Origin of the sequence: Pseudomonas sp. GD03862, assembly GCF_029840855.1 — a bacterium.
GTDB lineage: Bacteria > Pseudomonadota > Gammaproteobacteria > Pseudomonadales > Pseudomonadaceae > Aquipseudomonas > Aquipseudomonas alloputida.
On sequence record NZ_JAOCDI010000003.1, the window covers coordinates 103165 to 121551 of the forward strand.

Genomic DNA, 18387 nt, shown 5'->3' on the forward strand with positions numbered 1-18387 from the left:
GCAGGTGGAGATTGGCCAGCAGGCCCGGCCTCTTCGCGGGTGAACCCGCTCCTACGACGACCGCGATGTGTGTCCATCGCATCAGCCTTGGGGGCAGAGGTGATCCTGTGGGAGCGGCCTTGTGTCGCGATGGGCTGCAAAGCAGCCCCAGCAATCTAGAAGGCTAATTCAGCGCTCAGTGGTCATCACCTTCCTCATCATCCCCACCAGCCACATTCATCCCCAGCTCCTTGATCTTGCGTGTCAGGGTGTTGCGCCCCCAACCCAGCAACAGCGCGGCATCGCGACGGCGGCCGGCGGTGTGCTTGAGTGCCGTCTCGATCATGATCCGCTCAAAGCTCGGCACTGCGCTGTCCAGCAGGCTGGTCTGCCCGCGCGCCAAGGCCTGGTCGGCCCACTGGCGCAGGGCCTGCTCCCAGTTGGTCACTGGCGCGGCATCGTGTGGCAGGTTCAGCAGTTCGGGTGGCAGGTCGCCGATCAGCACTTCGCGGCTGGAGGCCATCACGGTGATCCAGCGGCAGGTGTTCTCCATCTGCCGCACATTGCCAGGCCATGGCAGGTTGCGGATGAACTCTTCGGTTTCCGGCTTGAGGATCTTCGGCTCGACTGCCAGCTCCTGGGCCGCCCGGGCAAGGAAGTGGCGGGCGAGGGCGGGGATATCCTCGCGGCGGTCGGCCAGGCGCGGAATATGGATACGGATCACGTTCAGGCGGTGGAACAAGTCCTCACGGAACTTGCCGGCCTGCACCAGTGACTCCAGGTTCTGGTGGGTGGCGGCGATGATGCGCACGTCGACCTTGACCGGCACATGGCCGCCCACGCGGTAGAACTCGCCATCGGCCAGCACACGCAGCAGGCGGGTCTGGGTGTCGGCAGGCATGTCCCCGATTTCGTCGAGGAACAGCGTGCCACCATCGGCCTGCTCGAAACGGCCGCGACGCAAGTTGGCAGCACCTGTGAAGGCGCCTTTCTCATGGCCGAACAGCTCCGACTCCATCAAGTCCTTGGGGATGGCAGCCATGTTCAGGGCAATGAACGGCGATGCTGCGCGCGGGCTGTGCCGGTGCAGGGCGTGGGCCACCAGTTCTTTGCCGGTGCCGGACTCGCCGTTGATCAGCACGGTGATGTTGGAGTGGCTGAGGCGGCCGATGGCGCGGAACACCTCCTGCATCGCCGGGGCTTCACCAATGATTTCCGGGGTGCGCGCCAGGTTCTGTGGCACATCCAGGCCTTGCTGCTCCTGGGCGTGCTGGTTGGCGCGCTTGACCAGCGATACCGCTTCGTCGACGTCGAATGGCTTGGGCAGGTACTCGAAGGCACCGCCTTGGTACGAGGCCACGGCGCTGTCCAGGTCGGAGTGGGCGGTCATGATGATGACCGGCAGGCGCGGGTGCTGCTCGCGGATCTGCGCCAGCAGGTCGAGGCCGCTGGTGCCAGGCATACGAATGTCGGAAATGATCACGTCGGGTTGCTGACGTGCCAGGCGCCCCATGACACCGTCTGCGCTGTCGAAGCTCTGGGTGGTCATGCCTTCCTGTTGCAGGGCTTTTTCCAGGACCCAGCGGATGGAGCGATCATCGTCGACGATCCATACGGTTTCACTTCGGCTCATGAGGCGGTGGCTCCTTGTTCCAGAGGCAGGTAAATCGAGAAGGCGGTATGGCCAGCGTGGCTTTCACACTCGATCAGGCCCTGGTGCTGGCTGATGATGTTCTGGGTAATGGCCAGGCCCAGCCCGGTACCGTCCGGGCGGCCACTGACCATGGGATAGAAGAGGGTTTCCTGCAGTTCCGGCGGGATGCCCGGGCCGTTGTCGATGATCTCTACCCGCGCTACCAGGCGGTGACGCACGTGGCCGATGGTGAACTGGCGCAGGGCGCGGCTGCGCAAGGTGATGCGACCCAGGCGCAGCTCATTCTGCGAGCTGATCGCCTGCATGGCGTTGCGCACAATGTTGAGTACGGCCTGAATCATCTGTTCTCGGTCGATCAGCACATCCGGCAGGCTTGGATCGTAATCGCGCACCAAAGTGATGCACCCCTGGCTTTCGGCATCGACCAGGCTGCACACCCGCTCCAGCACTTCGTGAATATTGGTCATGGCCAGCGACGGCAGCTTGTTCGAGCCGAGCATGCGGTCGACCAGGTTACGCAAGCGGTCGGCCTCCTCGATGATCACATTGGTGTAGTCGCGCAGCCCTTCCTCAGGCAGTTCGCGGGCCAGTAGCTGGGCCGCTCCGCGGATGCCGCCAAGGGGGTTCTTGATTTCGTGGGCCAGGCCGCGCACCAGCATCTTGGTGGTTTCCTGCTTGCTCAGTTGGGCCTCTTCCTTGGTGATGCGCAGCAACCGGTCACGCGGGTGCACCTCGAGCAACAGCAGGGTCTGGCCTTGATGCAGTATCGGCGTCACCGCGTAGTCGACGGTGATGGTCTGCCCGGTCAGCGATGTAAGCTGCGCTTCACGCTTGGTGAACGGGTGCGCCTGCTCGACCGCCTGGCGCAGCGAACTGAGCGCCTCGGTCGATTCGGTGAACAGCTCGCTGATGAACTGCCCATGGCTGCGCTGGCCACTGACGGCCAGCAGCATTTCTGCGGCCGGGTTCATGTACTCCAGGCGCAGCTCGGCGTTGAGCAGCAACGTGGCGGTGGTCAGGTTGTCCAGAAGCAGACGGTGCTGTGCATCGCTGATGGTCATAAGGCGTCGTTGACCTCGTTTGGCGCTTGCCTGGCACTTGGGGCCAGATCCGGGCGTGCTGTGGATCCGCTGATGCGAGACTCTCTTCCTGCAAAAAATGCAAGAAACAAACCAAGGCTCCGAAAAGAAGCGGAAATAGCTGAGAAAGGCCTGGATTTGCGCTCAATCGGATCAAAATTTGCTGAGCGGGCGCTCCGCGCGACCTGTTTTGGGGTGCATGGCGGAGCGTTCGGCGTTGTTATGCACCAATATAGAGCATTGACGCGTCTAGTGTTTCGGACACAGCTGTGCGGTTGCGCGGACCAGGGCAAGGTGGCGTATCGGGTCATTGGTGCGGGCGTGCAGGGCGTTGGCGAGTTTACGCGCGCAGTCCTCTGGAGGGTGCCGGTCGAAGCGCCCCAACTCGAATAGAAGCGTTGCCTGAAGCTTGTCCAGACGAGGTCGCAGTTGGTCGACCAAATCAAGGACGGCTGCTGATGGCCTCTGCTCTAGCGTGACCCAGCGATCGAGCAAGGTGTACTGCATCAGCTTGTTGGCCTCGATCTGGTCGCTGAAGAAAGCTGCGGCGCGTTCAGGGCTGAGGTCATGGTCGGCGGCCTGCTGGCGCACCAGGGCAAGGACTTCGCGCTCGCGCTCGGGCGCTGCTACGGCAAGGTTGTGTTCCCACTTGTGCAGTGCAACCGAGCTGGCCAGGTCCAGTCGGTACTCGATGTTGGATAGGAGTGGGTTGAATTCAGGCTGGGAGGCTTCAGGAGCGATGCAGCCGATCAAGGCAAACGGCAAGCAAAGTGACGTGATGGCCAGGCGCATGGTGTTCTCCATACAGAGGGAGAATGGATTGTGCGCAGTTGACCAACTGCTGCTTGTAGGGGCGTTCTGATTCGCATGTATGAAAACAAAAACGGCCTCCCGAGGGAGGCCGTTGTGATCATGTCATCGGCGCGAGGCGCCAATCAGATCAGCAGCTGTAGTACAGCTCGTATTCCAGCGGGTGTACGAAGGTACGGACCTTGATTTCTTCTTCGCTCTTCAGCTCGATGAAGGCATCGATGAAGTCGTCGGAGAACACGCCGCCCTTGGTCAGGAACGCACGGCCTTTATCCAGCTCTTCCAGAGCTTCTTTCAGGCTGCCGCACACTTGCGGGATGTTCTTGGCTTCTTCTGGCGGCAGGTCGTACAGGTTCTTGTCGGCCGCGTCGCCTGGGTGGATCTTGTTCTGGATGCCGTCCAGGCCAGCCATCAGCAGGGCCGCGAACGCCAGGTACGGGTTGGCCGATGGGTCCGGGAAGCGTGCTTCGATACGGCGGGCTTTCGGGCTGCCAACGTAAGGAATACGGATCGAGGCGGAACGGTTGCGAGCCGAGTAGGCCAGCATTACCGGGGCTTCGAAGCCTGGGACCAGACGCTTGTACGAGTTGGTCGACGGGTTGGTGAAGCCGTTCAGGGCCTTACCGTGCTTGATGATACCGCCGATGAAGTACAGGGCGGTGTCGGACAGGCCGGCATAGCCTTCACCCGAGAAGGTGTTCTTGCCGTCTTTCCAGATCGACATGTGCACGTGCATGCCCGAGCCGTTGTCGCCGTACAGTGGCTTCGGCATGAAGGTGGCGGTACGGCCGTAAGCGTCGGCAACGTTGTGCACGACGTATTTCAGCGCCTGTACTTCGTCAGCCTTCTTCACCAGGGTGTTGAACTTGACGCCGATTTCGTTCTGGCCGGCAGTCGCCACTTCGTGGTGGTGAACTTCAACGGTCTGGCCCATTTCTTCCAGGGCGTTGCACATGGCAGTACGGATTTCGTGGTCGTGGTCGAACGGCGGAACCGGGAAGTAGCCGCCTTTCACGCCTGGACGGTGGCCTTTGTTGCCGCCTTCCACGTCAGCGCCGGTCATCCACGAGCCCTGCTCGGAGAAGATCTTGAACATCGAACCGGAGATGTCCGAGTGGAACTTCACTTCGTCGAAGATGAAGAACTCAGGCTCTGGGCCGGCGAATACGGTGTCACCGATGCCGGTGCTCTTCAGGTACTCTTCAGCGCGCTTGGCGATGGCGCGTGGGTCGCGGTCGTAGCCCTGCATGCTCGACGGGTCGACGATGTCGCAGGTGATGATCAGGGTTGGTTCTTCGGTGAACGGGTCCAGAACGGCGGTTTCGTCGACCGGCATCAGGATCATGTCGGAAGCTTCGATGCCTTTCCAGCCAGCGATGGAGGAACCGTCGAACATCTTGCCGACTTCGAAGAAGTCTTCGTCCAGCGCATCACGCGACGGCATGGTCACGTGGTGCTGAATGCCTTTGGTGTCCGTGAAACGCAGATCAATCCACTTGACGTCATGATCTTTGATGAGTTGAACCGACTTCGACATGTTGTCCTCCGGATGGTCTAGAGCGCGGTGGGCCGCTGCCCTGGAAAAAGGGTGTTGCCGGGCGCGGATAGTCGGCCAAGCTTACCTGCCTCACAAGGGAGCAAATTGCATGCCAGTGCCCGAAAATGGCGAGGGTGGGATAAAAGGGGGCGTTTGCGGGCATTTGGCGTTGGGTTAGCGGGTGAAAGTGCACCCTTACGATGCGTTTTTTGATCGTCTCGCACCAATTGGGTGCGTGACGTGAGTGGTGTGCTAGCTTCTAGGGCCTCTTCGCGGGTAAACCCGCTCCTACGGGCGGGTTTACCCGCGAAAGGGCCGGAACAGGCACTGCAAAACCTGGCCTCTGCATTTATCTCAAAGCTTCTGATCAAAAGTTGGTCAAATCCTGAGCAATTTCCGATATAATTCGCGCCCCTCATTTTCGGCAGGCCCTGCGCGCGCTGTTAACCAATGAAACTTATCGTCAAAGTCTTCCCAGAAATCACCATCAAAAGCCGGCCGGTGCGCAAGCGCTTCATCCGCCAGCTTGGCAAGAACATCCGCAACGTGCTCAAGGATCTCGACCCTGAGCTCGCGGTCGATGGTGTCTGGGACAATCTCGAGGTGGTCACCCGCGTCGAAGACGAAAAAGTCCAGCGCGAGATGATCGAACGCCTCACCTGCACCCCGGGTATCACCCACTTCCTGCAGGTAGAGGAATACCCGCTGGGTGACTTCGACGACATCGTCGCCAAGTGCAAGCACCACTTCGGCCACCTGCTGGCCGGCAAGCACTTCGCCGTGCGCTGCAAGCGCGGTGGCCACCATGACTTCACCTCGATGGACGTCGACCGTTACGTCGGCAGCCAGCTGCGCCAGCAGTGTGGCGCCGCCGGGATCGAGCTGAAAAAGCCTGAAGTGCTGGTGCGCATCGAAATCCGCGACCAGCGCCTGTACGTGATCCACAACCAGCACAATGGCATCGGCGGTTATCCGCTGGGTGCCCTGGAGCAGACCCTGGTGCTGATGTCCGGTGGTTTCGACTCCACCGTTGCGGCCTACCAGATGATGCGCCGCGGCCTGATGACCCACTTCTGCTTCTTCAACCTCGGCGGCCGTGCCCACGAGCTGGGCGTGATGGAAGTAGCCCACTACCTGTGGAAAAAGTACGGCAGCAGCCAGCGCGTACTGTTCATCAGCGTGCCGTTCGAAGAAGTGGTTGGCGAGATCCTCAACAAGGTCGACAACAGCTACATGGGCGTGACCCTCAAGCGCATGATGCTGCGCGGCGCCGCCCATATGGCCGACCGCCTGCAGATCGACGCGCTGGTGACCGGCGAAGCGATTTCCCAAGTGTCCAGCCAGACCCTGCCGAACCTGTCGATCATCGACTCGGCCACCGACAAGCTGGTGCTGCGCCCGCTGCTGGCCAGCCACAAGCAGGACATCATCGACCAGGCCACCGAAATCGGCACCGCGGACTTTGCCAAGCACATGCCGGAATACTGCGGCGTGATCTCGGTAAACCCGACCACCCATGCCAAGCGTCACCGCATGGAGCACGAAGAAAAGCAGTTCGACATGGCCGTGCTGGAGCGCGCTCTCGAGCGCGCCAAGTTCATTTCCATCGATCATGTGATCGATGAGCTGGGCAAGGACATCGAAATCGAGGAAGTGGCCGAGGCGCTGCCAGGCCAGATCGTCATCGACATTCGCCACCCCGATGCCCAGGAAGACGAACCTCTGGTGCTGGAAGGTATCGAAGTCCAGGCCATGCCGTTCTACGCCATCAACAGCAAGTTCAAGCACCTGGACCCCACGCGCCAGTACTTGCTGTATTGCGACAAGGGTGTGATGAGCCGTTTGCACGCACACCACCTGCTCAGTGAGGGACATGCCAATGTGCGTGTTTATCGTCCGACATAAGACGCCGGGGCTGTATGGCGGCAGTATCCGCCATCGCCCTCCCGACCGCCGGGCCCGCTGAGCCTTAAACAGTACATATTGGCCGCCTACACTGGGCGGCAACCGAATCCTCTGATCGAGATACACTTGTGATCGAAAATCTGCGTAACATCGCCATCATCGCCCACGTTGACCATGGTAAAACCACTCTGGTCGACAAACTCCTGCGTCAGTCCGGCACTCTGGAGCGTAACGAGCTCAATGACGAGCGCGTCATGGACTCCAACGACCAGGAAAAAGAGCGCGGTATTACCATTCTGGCGAAAAACACCGCCATCAACTGGAACGGCTACCACATCAACATCGTCGACACCCCCGGCCACGCCGACTTCGGTGGCGAGGTTGAGCGTGTAATGTCGATGGTCGACTCCGTGCTGCTGCTGGTCGACGCCCAAGACGGCCCGATGCCGCAAACTCGCTTCGTGACCAAGAAGGCTTTCGAAGCCGGCCTGAAGCCAATCGTCGTGATCAACAAGGTTGACCGTCCGGGCGCGCGTCCTGACTGGGTTCTGGACCAGATCTTCGACCTGTTCGACAACCTAGGTGCCACCGACGAACAGCTGGACTTCAAAGTGGTCTACGCCTCGGCCCTGAACGGCATTGCCGGCCTGGACCACACTGCCATGGCCGAAGACATGACCCCGCTGTACCAGTCGATCATCGACAACGTACCAGCACCGTCTGTTGACCGCGACGGCCCGTTCCAGATGCAGATCTCCGCACTGGACTACAACAGCTTCCTCGGCGTGATCGGTGTTGGCCGCATCGCCCGTGGCCGCGTCAAGCCGAACACCCCGGTTGTCGCCATCGACACCAACGGCAAGAAGCGCAACGGCCGTATCCTGAAGCTGATGGGTCACCACGGTCTGCACCGCGTTGACGTCGAAGAAGCCCAGGCTGGCGATATCGTCTGCATCAGCGGTTTCGATGAGCTGTTCATCTCCGACACCCTGTGCGCCCCGGATGCGGTAGAAGCGATGAAGCCGCTGACCGTTGACGAGCCGACCGTTTCGATGACCTTCCAGGTCAACGACTCGCCGTTCTGCGGTAAAGAAGGCAAGTTTGTCACCAGCCGTAACATCAAGGACCGTCTGGACAAGGAGCTGCTGTACAACGTTGCCCTGCGCGTTCAGGAGACCGACTCCCCAGACAAGTTCAAGGTTTCGGGCCGTGGTGAGCTGCACCTGTCGGTGCTGATCGAAACCATGCGTCGTGAAGGCTTCGAAATGGCCGTGGGCCGTCCTGAAGTGATCATCCGCGAAGTCGACGGCGTGAAGCAGGAGCCGTTCGAGAACGTCACCATCGACATCCCTGAAGAATCCCAGGGCAAGGTCATGGAAGAGATGGGTCTGCGTAAAGGCGACCTGACCAACATGGTTCCGGATGGCAAGGGCCGTGTTCGTCTGGAGTACAACATTCCAGCCCGTGGTCTGATCGGTTTCCGTAACCAGTTCCTGACCCTGACCAACGGTGCAGGCATCCTGACCTCGATCTTCGATCGCTACGACACCATGAAGTCGGGCCAGATGTCCGGCCGCCTCAACGGCGTACTGGTTTCGGTCGAGACCGGCAAGGCACTGACCTACTCGCTGGAAACCCTGCAGGCTCGCGGCAAGCTGTTCGTTGAACACGGCCAGGAGATCTACAACGGTCAGATCATCGGCCTGAACAGCCGTGACAACGACCTGGGCGTGAACCCGACCAAAGGCAAGAAGCTCGACAACATGCGTGCTTCGGGCAAAGACGAAGTCATCGCCCTGGTACCGCCAGTTCGCCACACCCTCGAGCAGGCCCTGGAATTCATCCAGGACGACGAGCTGTGCGAAGTGACTCCTAAGTCGATCCGTCTGCGCAAGAAGATCCTGGACGAAGGCGAGCGTACCCGCGCAGCCAAGAAAGCCAAGAACTGAGTTAGCTCAGGCTGAATGAAAACGCCCCCGGTCGAAAGGCCTGGGGCGTTTTTGTTTGTCTGGGTTTTTTGTGCTGGTGGTACCGGCCTCTTCGCGGGTGAACCCGCTCCTACAGGATCCACAAAGGTCAAGACCTGTAGGAGCGGGTTTACCCGCGAAGAGGCCGGTGCAGGCAATAGATCAACGCCCAACCACCTTGGGCTTGTAGGCACAATACCCCGGCCGCGGCCCGACCTTGGGGTGGTTGCGGCAGGTATCCGGGCGCTTGTCATAAATGGTGCACAGGCGGCTTTTACGATCCAGGTACATGCAGTCGTCGTTGCTCATCCGGGTCAGGGTGAAGATCCCGGACTTCTGGTTGAAGCGCTCGATGATGCCTTCTTTTTGCAGGCGCTTGGCCACGTTCTTGGGTGGTTCGTCTTTTTCGAACTCGTCGACCACGCCGATACGGATCAGATCCTTGATCTTCACCTCCACCGGCAGGGTGCAGCAGGTCGAATGGCAGCCATGGCACATGTTGCTGGTGTAGCGCTGCCAGGTCTCCAGGCGGTCGACTTCGGCCGCGGCGATCAGGGTCGTTTTCATCTTTATAGGGTGGATCACGGTCTTGGGGCGCGCGATGATACCGGAATTGTTCAATTTATGAACAACCTTTTGCCGGAATCGCAGAGTGGGCATGAAAACTGCGAACCGTAACTGTCGCTCTCTGTCGAAGGGTCTAGTCTCAACACTCTCCCTCCGCTTTCGTCAACTTGCCCGAGGATGCCGCATGTCCCAGGAACCCAAAGCACGTGACGCCGAAGTCGCGGATTTTCGCGCTGCTGTACTGAACAAGCTGACCTATGCGGTCGGCAAGGACCCCGAGCACGCCTTCGACCATGACTGGTTCGAAGCCATTGCCCTGGCCGCGCGCGATCACATGGTCGACCACTGGATGGATCACACCCGGCAGGCCTATCGGCGCAGCCAGAAGCGGGTCTACTACCTTTCCCTGGAGTTTCTCATCGGCCGCTTGCTGTACGACAGCCTGAGCAACCTGGGCCTGCTGGACATCGCCCGCGATGCGCTGGAAGGGCTGAATGTGGACCTCGAACGCATTCGCCTGCTCGAGCCGGACGCCGCGCTGGGCAATGGTGGCCTTGGCCGTCTGGCGGCGTGCTTCATGGAGAGCATGTCTACCCTGGGTATCGCTGCCCATGGTTACGGCATCCGCTACGAGCACGGGCTGTTCCGTCAGGCCGTGGTCGATGGCTGGCAGCAGGAACAGACCGAGAACTGGCTGGATTTCGGCAACCCCTGGGAGTTCGAGCGCGCCGAGGTGATCTACCCGATCAGCTTTGGCGGCAGTGTCGAAACGGTGCACGATGCAAGCGGTACCCAGCGCCAGGTATGGTGGCCGGGCGAGACGGTGCGGGCGGTGGCCTACGACACGCCGGTAGTCGGCTGGCGTGGATCCAGCGTCAACACCCTGCGCCTGTGGCGTGCGCGGGCGCTGGAAGAGCTGCATCTGGAGCGCTTCAACGCCGGTGACCACTTGGGGGCTGTGGCTGAAGTGGCGCGTGCCGAGAGCATTTCGCGTGTGCTGTACCCAGCCGACAGTACCGAGGCAGGCCAGGAACTGCGCCTTCGCCAGGAGTACTTTTTCGTCTCGGCTTCGCTGCAGGACTTGCTGCGGCGCCACCTGAACATGCACAAGGACCTGCTCAACCTGCCTGATGCAGCGGCCATCCAGCTAAACGACACCCACCCTTCGATTGCAGTGGCGGAGCTGATGCGGTTGCTGGTGGATCAGCACGAAGTGCCTTGGGAAAAGGCCTGGGAGCTGACCGTCGGCACGCTCGCCTACACCAACCATACCCTGTTGCCAGAAGCCCTGGAAACCTGGCCGGTAGCGCTGATGGAGCGCATGCTGCCGCGGCACATGCAGATCATCTACCTGATCAATGCCTACCATATCGATGCGTTGCGGGCCAAAGGCCTGCACGATTTCGACGTGCTGCGCGCGGTTTCGCTGATCGAGGAAGACAACGGTCGAAGGGTGCGCATGGGCAATCTGGCGTTTCTCGGCTCGCACAGCGTCAACGGTGTGTCGGCGCTGCACAGCAAGTTGATGAAGAGCACGGTGTTCTCCGAGCTGCACAAGCTTTACCCGCAACGGATCAACAACAAGACCAACGGCATTACCTTCCGCCGCTGGTTGTACCAGTCCAACCCTCAGCTGACCGAGATGCTGGTCGAGGCGCTTGGGCCGGAACTCAAGGACGACCCGCAGACGCTTCTGGCGGGCCTGGTGCCGTTTGCCGACAAACCCGGTTTCCGCAAGCAGTTCGCTGCCCAGCGGCTGCACAGCAAGCGTGCCCTGGCCAGCATCATTCAGGATCGCATCGGCGTCACGGTCAACCCCGAGGCGTTATTCGACGTTCAGGTCAAACGCATTCACGAATACAAGCGCCAGTTGCTCAACCTGCTGCACACCGTTGCACTGTACCAGGCCATACGCAACGACCCTGGCACCAACTGGGTGCCGCGGGTGAAGATCTTCGCCGGCAAGGCTGCGGCCAGTTACCACCAGGCCAAACTGATCATCAAGCTGGCCAACGATATCGCCCGGGTGGTGAACAACGACCCGACAGTGCGCGGCCTGCTGAAGGTGGTGTTCCTGCCCAACTACAACGTCAGCCTGGCCGAGAGCATCATCCCGGCGGCGGACCTTTCCGAGCAGATATCCACCGCGGGCTACGAAGCTTCCGGTACCAGCAACATGAAGTTCGGCCTCAATGGTGCGTTGACCATTGGCACCCTGGATGGCGCCAACGTGGAGATGTGCGAACAGGTGGGGGCCGACAACATGTTCATCTTTGGCCTGACCTCGCAGCAGGTTGAAGCGCGCAAGCGTGCCGGTGATTTTGGCGCCAATGCTGCCATAGCCGCTTCCAACCGCTTGACCGATGTGTTGCAGGCCATTCGCAGTGGTGTGTTCTCGCCAGACGACCCTTCCCGGTACACCGGGTTGATCGACGGCCTGGTGGCCTATGATCGCTTCCTGGTGTGTGCCGATTTCGATGACTACTGGGATGCTCAGCGCCGGGTCGAGGATCTGTGGCACACACCGCAGGAGTGGTGGCGCAAGGCGGTGCTCAATACCGCGCGGATGGGCTGGTTCTCGTCGGATCGGACCATTCGCGAGTATGCGACCGAGATCTGGAAGGCGCTGGATTGAGGCAGGCCTGTGCTGGCTTGATCGCGGGTAAACCCGCTCCTGCAGGGCCCTCATAAGCCTGTAGGAGCGGGCGCGCCCGCGAATCGCCCCACAACCAGACCACCGGCCTGGCGAAGGCTGAACTACCGACCTATTGTGCCGTCTGAGAGCCGTGGCGAGTCTCATCACTCGCTAGCCCGTCACTCTCCCTGTAAACTGCGTGGGTTTTTCATCCCCCCAATCCGTTCGGAGCCATACATGTCCCGCGTTACCCTGAGTCGCTATCTGATTGAGCAGACCCGCAGCAACAACACCCCTGCCGATCTGCGCTTCCTGATCGAAGTGGTAGCGCGTGCGTGCAAGGAAATCAGCCACCACGTGTCCAAAGGCGCCCTCGGTGGTGTGCTGGGCAGCATGGGCACTGAAAACGTGCAGGGCGAGGTCCAGAAGAAACTGGACGTGATTTCCAACGATATCCTGCTGGAAGCCAACGAGTGGGGCGGTCACCTGGCTGGCATGGCTTCCGAAGAAATGGACAACGCGTACCAGATCCCGGGCAGGTACCCGAAAGGCGCCTACCTGCTGGTCTTCGACCCGCTGGACGGTTCGTCGAACATCGACGTCAACGTGTCGGTCGGTACCATCTTCTCGGTTCTGCGTTGCCCTAACCAGTACCTGAGCCAGAACGAAAGCCTCAACGAAGAAGCGTTCCTGCAGCCAGGTACCGAGCAGGTTGCTGCCGGTTATGCCATCTACGGCCCGCAGACCATGCTGATCCTGACCCTGGGCAACGGCGTCAAGGGCTTCACCCTGGATCGCGAACTGGGCAGCTTCGTGCTGACCCACGAAAACATCCGCGTACCGGAGACCACCGCCGAGTTCGCCATCAACATGTCCAACCAGCGTCACTGGGAAGCCCCGGTACAGCGCTATGTGGGCGAACTGCTGGCAGGCGAGACCGGCCCGCTGAAGAAGAACTACAACATGCGCTGGATCGCCTCGATGGTGGCCGACGTGCACCGCATCCTGACCCGTGGCGGCCTGTTCATGTACCCACGTGACGCCCGCGAACCAAGCAAGCCGGGCAAGCTGCGCCTGATGTACGAAGCCAACCCGATGTCGTTCATCATCGAACAGGCCGGTGGCGCTTCCACCAACGGTTACGATCGCATCCTCGACATCAAGCCAGAAAGCCTGCACCAGCGCGTGTCGGTGATTCTCGGCTCGAAGGAAGAGGTCGAGCGCGTCACCGCTTACCACAAGGAGTAAGTCATGCTCGCACCTTGGCAGCCGTTGCTGGAATGGTGGTTCGGTTGGGGCACCAGTGCCCAGGCCGTGGCTGACGAGAAGAGCACGCTGTGGTTCGGCAAGCATTACGATGCCGACGCCCATGCGCTGTTTGGCGACCTGGTCGAGCACGCCCTGGCGGGTGGGCTCGAAGAGTGGCAGCAAAGCCCGCAGGGCTGGCTGGGCCTGCTGATTTTGCTCGACCAGCTGCCACGCATGATCTACCGCGACACGCCGCGTGCCTTCGACGGCGACCGGCGTGCCCAGGTAGTCGCCATGCAGGGCCTGCAGAAGGGCTGGGACTACCAGCTGCTGCCGATCCAGCGCGTGTTCGTGCTGCTGGTACTGGAGCATGCCGAAGTGCTGGACTGGCAGAACCTGTGCGTGGAGCGTTATCGAATGCTGCTGGACGAACAGCCCGAGGCCAACCGCCGGCTGTTCGAAGGCTTCCTCGACTATGCCGAGCAGCACCAGCGGGTAATTGCCCGCTTCGGGCGCTTCCCGCACCGCAACCTGGTGCTGGAGCGGCCGAGCACCAGCGAAGAGATGGACTTTTTGCTGGAGCCTGGCTCCCGGTTCTGAGGCTCAGGGGGCCTGCTGCGCAGGCATCGCGACGCAAGGCCGCTCCAACGGGGGCGGCCTTTTTTATTGGGCACATGATTAATGCTTTGTGATTAATCGCACAGTAGTGGCCATCCGACCAATGGTGTAGGGGCATAGGGGGTGGAGTAGGGAACCTGGGAGGGATTTTCACGTCGAAGGTCACTGCAGGCCACTCGCCTGTATCATCTTTCAGGAGTGTCCCCTTCATGTCGTTGCGTTCCCTCGCCCTGTTGTCGCTGTGCGTCGTGCTGACTGCCTGCAGCAAGATCAATCAGGAAAACTATTCCAAGATCAAGGCCGGTATGAAAAAGGCCGAGGTCGAGCAGTTGCTCGGCACGCCGACCGAATGTTCTGGCGCGTTGGGCATGAGCAGCTGCACCTGGGGGGACGAGAAGAGCTTCATCAGCGTGCAGTATGCAGCTGACAAAGTGCTGATGTATTCCGGGCAGGGCCTCAAATGAGGCGTGCGTACCTGCTGATGGGCGTATGCCTGGCGTTGCTGCTGGGCGGTTGTGCAGGTTCCGTGCACGACCCGCTGGCGCCGAAAACCGCCGGAAATGTCGACCTCAAGCGCTACCAGGGCAAATGGTACGAGCTGGCGCGCCTGCCCATGCGCTACCAGGAAGGTTGCGAGCAGTCCGAGGCCCATTACAACCTCAAGCCTGATGGCAGTTATGGCGTGCTCAACCGCTGCCGCACCATGGGTGATGAATGGCTTCGCGCTGAAGGGCATGCGAATATCCAGGAGCCGGGGCACACCGACAAGCTGTGGGTCGAGTTCGATAACTGGTTCACCAGGCTGGTGCCAGGCGTGGCGCGGGGTGAGTACTGGATTCTTTATGTGGACGACCACTACCGCACGGCCATCGTCGGCAGCCCGGACCGCAAATACCTTTGGATTCTGTCGCGCACGCCGACACTGCCGGCCTGGGAGCGCGAGAACCTGCTGTCCAGGGCGCGGCAGCAGGGCTATGACACCAGCCGCTTGATCTGGCGGGCGTCCGATCAGCAAATAGTAAAGATGCACTGAGTTTTTTGGGGTTGCGTTGCAACCCTTCGCGGGCAAGCCCGCTCCCACAGGTTCTGCGCTGAACCCTGGGCTACCCCCAAGACGCTTTGTGGGGCAGACCACCAACCTGTGGGAGCGGGCTTGCCCGCGAAGGGCTGCAACGCAGCCCCGGTACGCTCAGCCCAAAAGCTGGCGCAACACCTTGGCAAACGCCCGCCCGCTTTCTTCTTCTTGGGCATGCCGCCCCTGGCGCACCACCCATTGCCCATTCACCATCACATCGCGCACCTGGCGATCGCCACCGGCAAACAGCCAGCGGTTGAGAATGGCATCACCCTCCGCCATGGCGATGTAGGGGTCCTGCCCATCGAGCACCAGCCAGTCGGCACGCTTGCCCACCGCCAACTCGCCGACCGCCTGCCCCAATGCCTGCGCACCACCGCTCAGCGCCGCGTCATACAGCGTGCGCCCGACCATCGGCTGGTCGCCGCGGTACAGGCGGTTGCGTCGCTGGTCCCGCAGGCGCTGGCCATATTCCAGCCAGCGCAGCTCCTCCACCACGCTTAACGACACATGGCTGTCCGAACCAATGCCCATGCGCCCGCCCTGTGCCAGGAAATCCACTGCCGGGAAGATCCCATCGCCCAGGTTGGCTTCGGTGGTCAGGCACAACCCGGCCACCGCGCCGCTGCGGGCCATGGCAGTCACTTCGTCCGGTTCGGCATGGGTAGCGTGTACCAGGCACCAGCGGCGGTCCACGTCCACGTGCTCGTACAGCCACTGCAGCGGGCGCAGGCCGCTCCAGGCCAGGCAGTCGTCGACTTCCTTCTGCTGTTCGGCGATGTGGATATGCACTGGGCACTGCCTGTCGCTGGCCGCCAGCACTTCGGCGATCTGCCCAGGCCTCACCGCCCGCAGCGAGTGGAAGCACAGGCCCAGTTGCTGCGCCGGTTGCGCGGCCAGCAGCGGGGCGAGCTGGGCTTGCAGCTGCAGGTACTGTTCAGTGGAGTTGATGAAGCGCCGCTGCCCGTCGTTCGGCGCCTGGCCGCCAAAGCCTGCATGGCTGTACAGCACCGGTAGCAAGGTCAGGCCGATGCCGCTGTCGGCTGCGGCCGCGCTGATGCGTCGCGACAGCTCGGCCGGGGCGGCGTAGGGCTTGCCGGCCTGGTCGTGGTGCACGTAGTGGAACTCCGCCACCGAGGTATAACCGGCCTTGAGCATCTCGATGTACAGCTGGCGGGCGATGACCTGAAGCTGCTCTGGGCTGATCTGCCCGACCAGGCGGTACATCAGGTCTCGCCAGGTCCAGAAACTGTCGTTGGGGTTGCCGGCAACTTCAGCCAGGCCTGCCATGGCGCGCTGGAAGGCATGCGAGTGCAGGTTGGGCATGCCGGGCAGCAGCGGGCCGGCCAGGCGCTCGGCGTCTTCGGCCGAAGCGCCAGGCTCGATGTTGGCCACACGGCCATCGCTGGCGACCTCGATACGCACATGGCTGGCCCAGCCCGTAGGTAGCAGGGCGCGTTCGGCGAAGTAGGCTGACATCGGTGGAATCCTGTTATTGTTAACTTGTATATACATATACAGGCGTTTGCCTGCCGGGTAAACTGCGGCAAGCTACCGCTCATTTCATTTGCACAAGGATCCATCGCCGTGCCGACACCTCCTGTCTCCGTGCTGGTTGCCCAGATGGGCGAGGGCCCGGCGCCGCTCTACGCCCGGGTCAAACAGATGATCATCCAGCAGATCGACAACGGCAGCTGGCCACCGCATCACCGGGTACCCTCCGAGAGCGAGCTGGTCAACGAGCTGGGCTTCAGCCGCATGACCATCAACCGCGCCCTGCGTGAACTCACCGCCGAAGGCCTGCTGGTGCGCATGCAAGGGGTCGGCACCTTCGTGGCCGAGCCCAAGGGCCGTTCGGCGCTGTTCGAGGTCAACAACATTGCCGACGAAATTGCCGCGCGCGGACACCAGCATAGCTGCCAGGTGATCACGCTTGCCGAAGAAGCGGCCGGCTCCGAACGGGCGCTGGCGCTGGACATGCGTGAAGGTCAGCGCGTGTTCCATTCGCTGATCGTGCATTTCGAGAACGGCGTGCCGGTGCAGATCGAGGACCGTTACGTCAACGCGGCCATTGCGCCCGATTACCTCAAGCAGGATTTCACCCGGCAGACGCCTTACGCCTACCTGTCCCAGGTGGCGCCGCTGACGGAGGGCGAGCACGTGGTCGAGGCAATCCTGGCCGAGCCGGAAGAATGCACCCTGTTGCAGATCGACCGGGGCGAGCCTTGCCTGCTGATTCGTCGTCGCACCTGGTCCGGCCGCCAGCCGGTGACCGCTGCACGGCTGATCCACCCCGGTTCCCGTCATCGCCTGGAAGGACGTTTCAGCAAATGAGTCAGCTGCAATTGTTGCGTGCGCACGATTACCCGCGCATGCCTTGGAAGAACGGTGGTGGTTTCACCGAAGAGATCACCCGCGACAGTGGCGAGGGTCTGGACGGTTTTGGTTGGCGTCTGTCGATTGCCGACATCGAAGAGTCGGGGGGCTTTTCCACCTTTGCCGGCTACCAGCGGATCATCACCGTGCTGCAGGGCGACGGCATGCGCCTGCTGGTCGACGGCCAGGCCAGCCGGCCATTGCTGGCGTTCGATGCGTTTGCGTTCAGCGGCGAGAGCCAGGTCAGCTGCAAGTTGCTGGGTGGGGCGATCCGCGATTTCAACCTGATCTATGCACCGCAGCGATATCGGGCGCGGTTGCAGTGGCTGGATGGCACCAGCCGGGTGTACAGCTCGGCGTCGACGGTGTTGTTGTTTGCTGCCAGCAGCCTGGTCGAAGTCACTATTGCCGGGCGCGAGACGCAGCGGTTGGGGTTGTTCGACTGCTTGCGGCTGGAAGGCAATGATGAATTGCTGGGGTTGGTTGTGCAGGGGCGGTGCTGCCTGATCGAACTTGATGGGCGCTGAAGGTTCGGCTGTAGATTTTTGGCGCCTGTGAGATCGAGCGCCGCCCGCGCGGCGCTTCGCGGGTAAACCCGCTCCTACGTTTGTTTCGGGCCAGTGCATCCTGTGCCTGGCGCGCGCGACCGCCTTGTTGGTACGACGCGATATCGAGATGGGCACCAAGGCGTTCGCGCGCAAATCCCACAGGCATAATTGGCCTGAAACAAACGTAGGAGCGGGTTTACCCGCGAAGCGCCGCGCGGGCGGCGCTCGATCTTCGCACCGCCGCAGAACTCAAGCCGGACCGGCGCTCGCTTCACCCCCCAAAAAGTCAAGGTAAGAACGACAAGGTCCAATTATTTTGGTTGTCCATGCTTGTACATACAAGTAAAGGTGTGTTTGTATATTGACCACGACATACCCGCCCGCGGACG

Annotated in this window: 15 protein-coding genes; 9 read left to right on the forward strand and 6 right to left on the reverse strand. The window is 61.4% G+C overall.

Annotated features, from left to right (window positions below):
• Positions 1-175 precede the first annotated feature (175 nt).
• The 4 genes from ntrC to glnA form a co-directional block, all read right to left on the reverse strand.
• Entirely contained in the window at positions 176-1612 is a 1437-nt protein-coding gene (gene ntrC / locus N5D53_RS03320; RefSeq protein WP_010955601.1) for a nitrogen regulation protein NR(I), read from the reverse strand.
• Positions 1609-2694: a nitrogen regulation protein NR(II) gene (gene glnL / locus N5D53_RS03325; protein WP_010955600.1), complete on the reverse strand. Its 1086-nt coding sequence runs from the start codon at positions 2692-2694 to the stop codon at positions 1609-1611. Before glnL ends, ntrC begins: the two co-directional genes overlap by 4 nt.
• Before the next feature lie 267 nt (positions 2695-2961).
• Entirely contained in the window at positions 2962-3504 is a 543-nt protein-coding gene (aroQ, locus tag N5D53_RS03330; RefSeq protein ID WP_104962703.1) for a gamma subclass chorismate mutase AroQ, read from the reverse strand.
• A gap of 148 nt (positions 3505-3652) precedes the next feature.
• The gene (gene glnA / locus N5D53_RS03335) at positions 3653-5059 is read right to left on the reverse strand and encodes a type I glutamate--ammonia ligase (protein WP_003249219.1); all 1407 of its coding nucleotides are present in this window, start codon (positions 5057-5059) and stop codon (positions 3653-3655) included.
• Positions 5060-5509: 450 nt separating this feature from the next.
• On the opposite strand from glnA, the gene thiI reads away from it, so the two are divergent.
• Both thiI and typA read left to right on the forward strand, forming a co-directional pair.
• On the forward strand, positions 5510-6964 hold the full coding sequence (thiI, locus tag N5D53_RS03340) for a tRNA uracil 4-sulfurtransferase ThiI (protein ID WP_003249221.1): 1455 nt from the start codon (positions 5510-5512) through the stop codon (positions 6962-6964).
• A 128-nt stretch (positions 6965-7092) separates the two neighbouring features.
• Positions 7093-8913 (forward strand): translational GTPase TypA, encoded by a 1821-nt coding sequence (gene typA / locus N5D53_RS03345; protein WP_003249222.1) that lies wholly within the window; start codon positions 7093-7095, stop codon positions 8911-8913.
• Positions 8914-9093: 180 nt separating this feature from the next.
• On the opposite strand, the gene N5D53_RS03350 is transcribed toward typA, so the two are convergent.
• Positions 9094-9498 carry a YkgJ family cysteine cluster protein gene (locus N5D53_RS03350; protein WP_003249225.1) on the reverse strand — a complete coding sequence of 135 codons (405 nt, stop codon included), beginning with the start codon at positions 9496-9498 and terminating at the stop codon, positions 9094-9096.
• Between the two features lie 184 nt (positions 9499-9682).
• Here N5D53_RS03350 and N5D53_RS03355 point away from each other — a divergent pair, with 184 nt between their 5' ends.
• From N5D53_RS03355 to N5D53_RS03375, 5 genes are all read left to right on the forward strand, one after another.
• On the forward strand, positions 9683-12133 hold the full coding sequence (locus N5D53_RS03355) for a glycogen/starch/alpha-glucan phosphorylase (protein WP_020190970.1): 2451 nt from the start codon (positions 9683-9685) through the stop codon (positions 12131-12133).
• A 237-nt stretch (positions 12134-12370) separates the two neighbouring features.
• A complete protein-coding gene (locus N5D53_RS03360) occupies positions 12371-13381 on the forward strand; it encodes a class 1 fructose-bisphosphatase (protein ID WP_010955595.1) in 1011 nt (336 codons plus the stop codon).
• A 3-nt stretch (positions 13382-13384) separates the two neighbouring features.
• Positions 13385-13981, forward strand: coding sequence for a DUF924 family protein (locus N5D53_RS03365; protein ID WP_020190971.1), 597 nt, complete (start codon positions 13385-13387; stop codon positions 13979-13981).
• Positions 13982-14208: 227 nt separating this feature from the next.
• Positions 14209-14463: an outer membrane protein assembly factor BamE gene (gene bamE, locus N5D53_RS03370; RefSeq protein ID WP_190869872.1), complete on the forward strand. Its 255-nt coding sequence runs from the start codon at positions 14209-14211 to the stop codon at positions 14461-14463.
• A complete protein-coding gene (locus tag N5D53_RS03375; protein ID WP_020190972.1) occupies positions 14460-15032 on the forward strand; it encodes a lipocalin family protein in 573 nt (190 codons plus the stop codon). Before bamE ends, N5D53_RS03375 begins: the two co-directional genes overlap by 4 nt.
• Before the next feature lie 156 nt (positions 15033-15188).
• Here the strand turns inward: N5D53_RS03375 and N5D53_RS03380 are convergent, their stop codons facing one another.
• Positions 15189-16553 carry a formimidoylglutamate deiminase gene (locus tag N5D53_RS03380; RefSeq protein ID WP_190869873.1) on the reverse strand — a complete coding sequence of 455 codons (1365 nt, stop codon included), beginning with the start codon at positions 16551-16553 and terminating at the stop codon, positions 15189-15191.
• 144 nt (positions 16554-16697) lie between these two features.
• On the opposite strand from N5D53_RS03380, the gene hutC reads away from it, so the two are divergent.
• Both hutC and N5D53_RS03390 read left to right on the forward strand, forming a co-directional pair.
• A complete protein-coding gene (gene hutC, locus N5D53_RS03385; RefSeq protein WP_172830964.1) occupies positions 16698-17408 on the forward strand; it encodes a histidine utilization repressor in 711 nt (236 codons plus the stop codon).
• Positions 17405-17977 (forward strand): HutD family protein, encoded by a 573-nt coding sequence (locus N5D53_RS03390; RefSeq protein WP_104962700.1) that lies wholly within the window; start codon positions 17405-17407, stop codon positions 17975-17977. The genes hutC and N5D53_RS03390 overlap by 4 nt, the downstream gene beginning before the upstream one ends.
• The last annotated feature ends 410 nt before the right edge of the window (positions 17978-18387 follow it).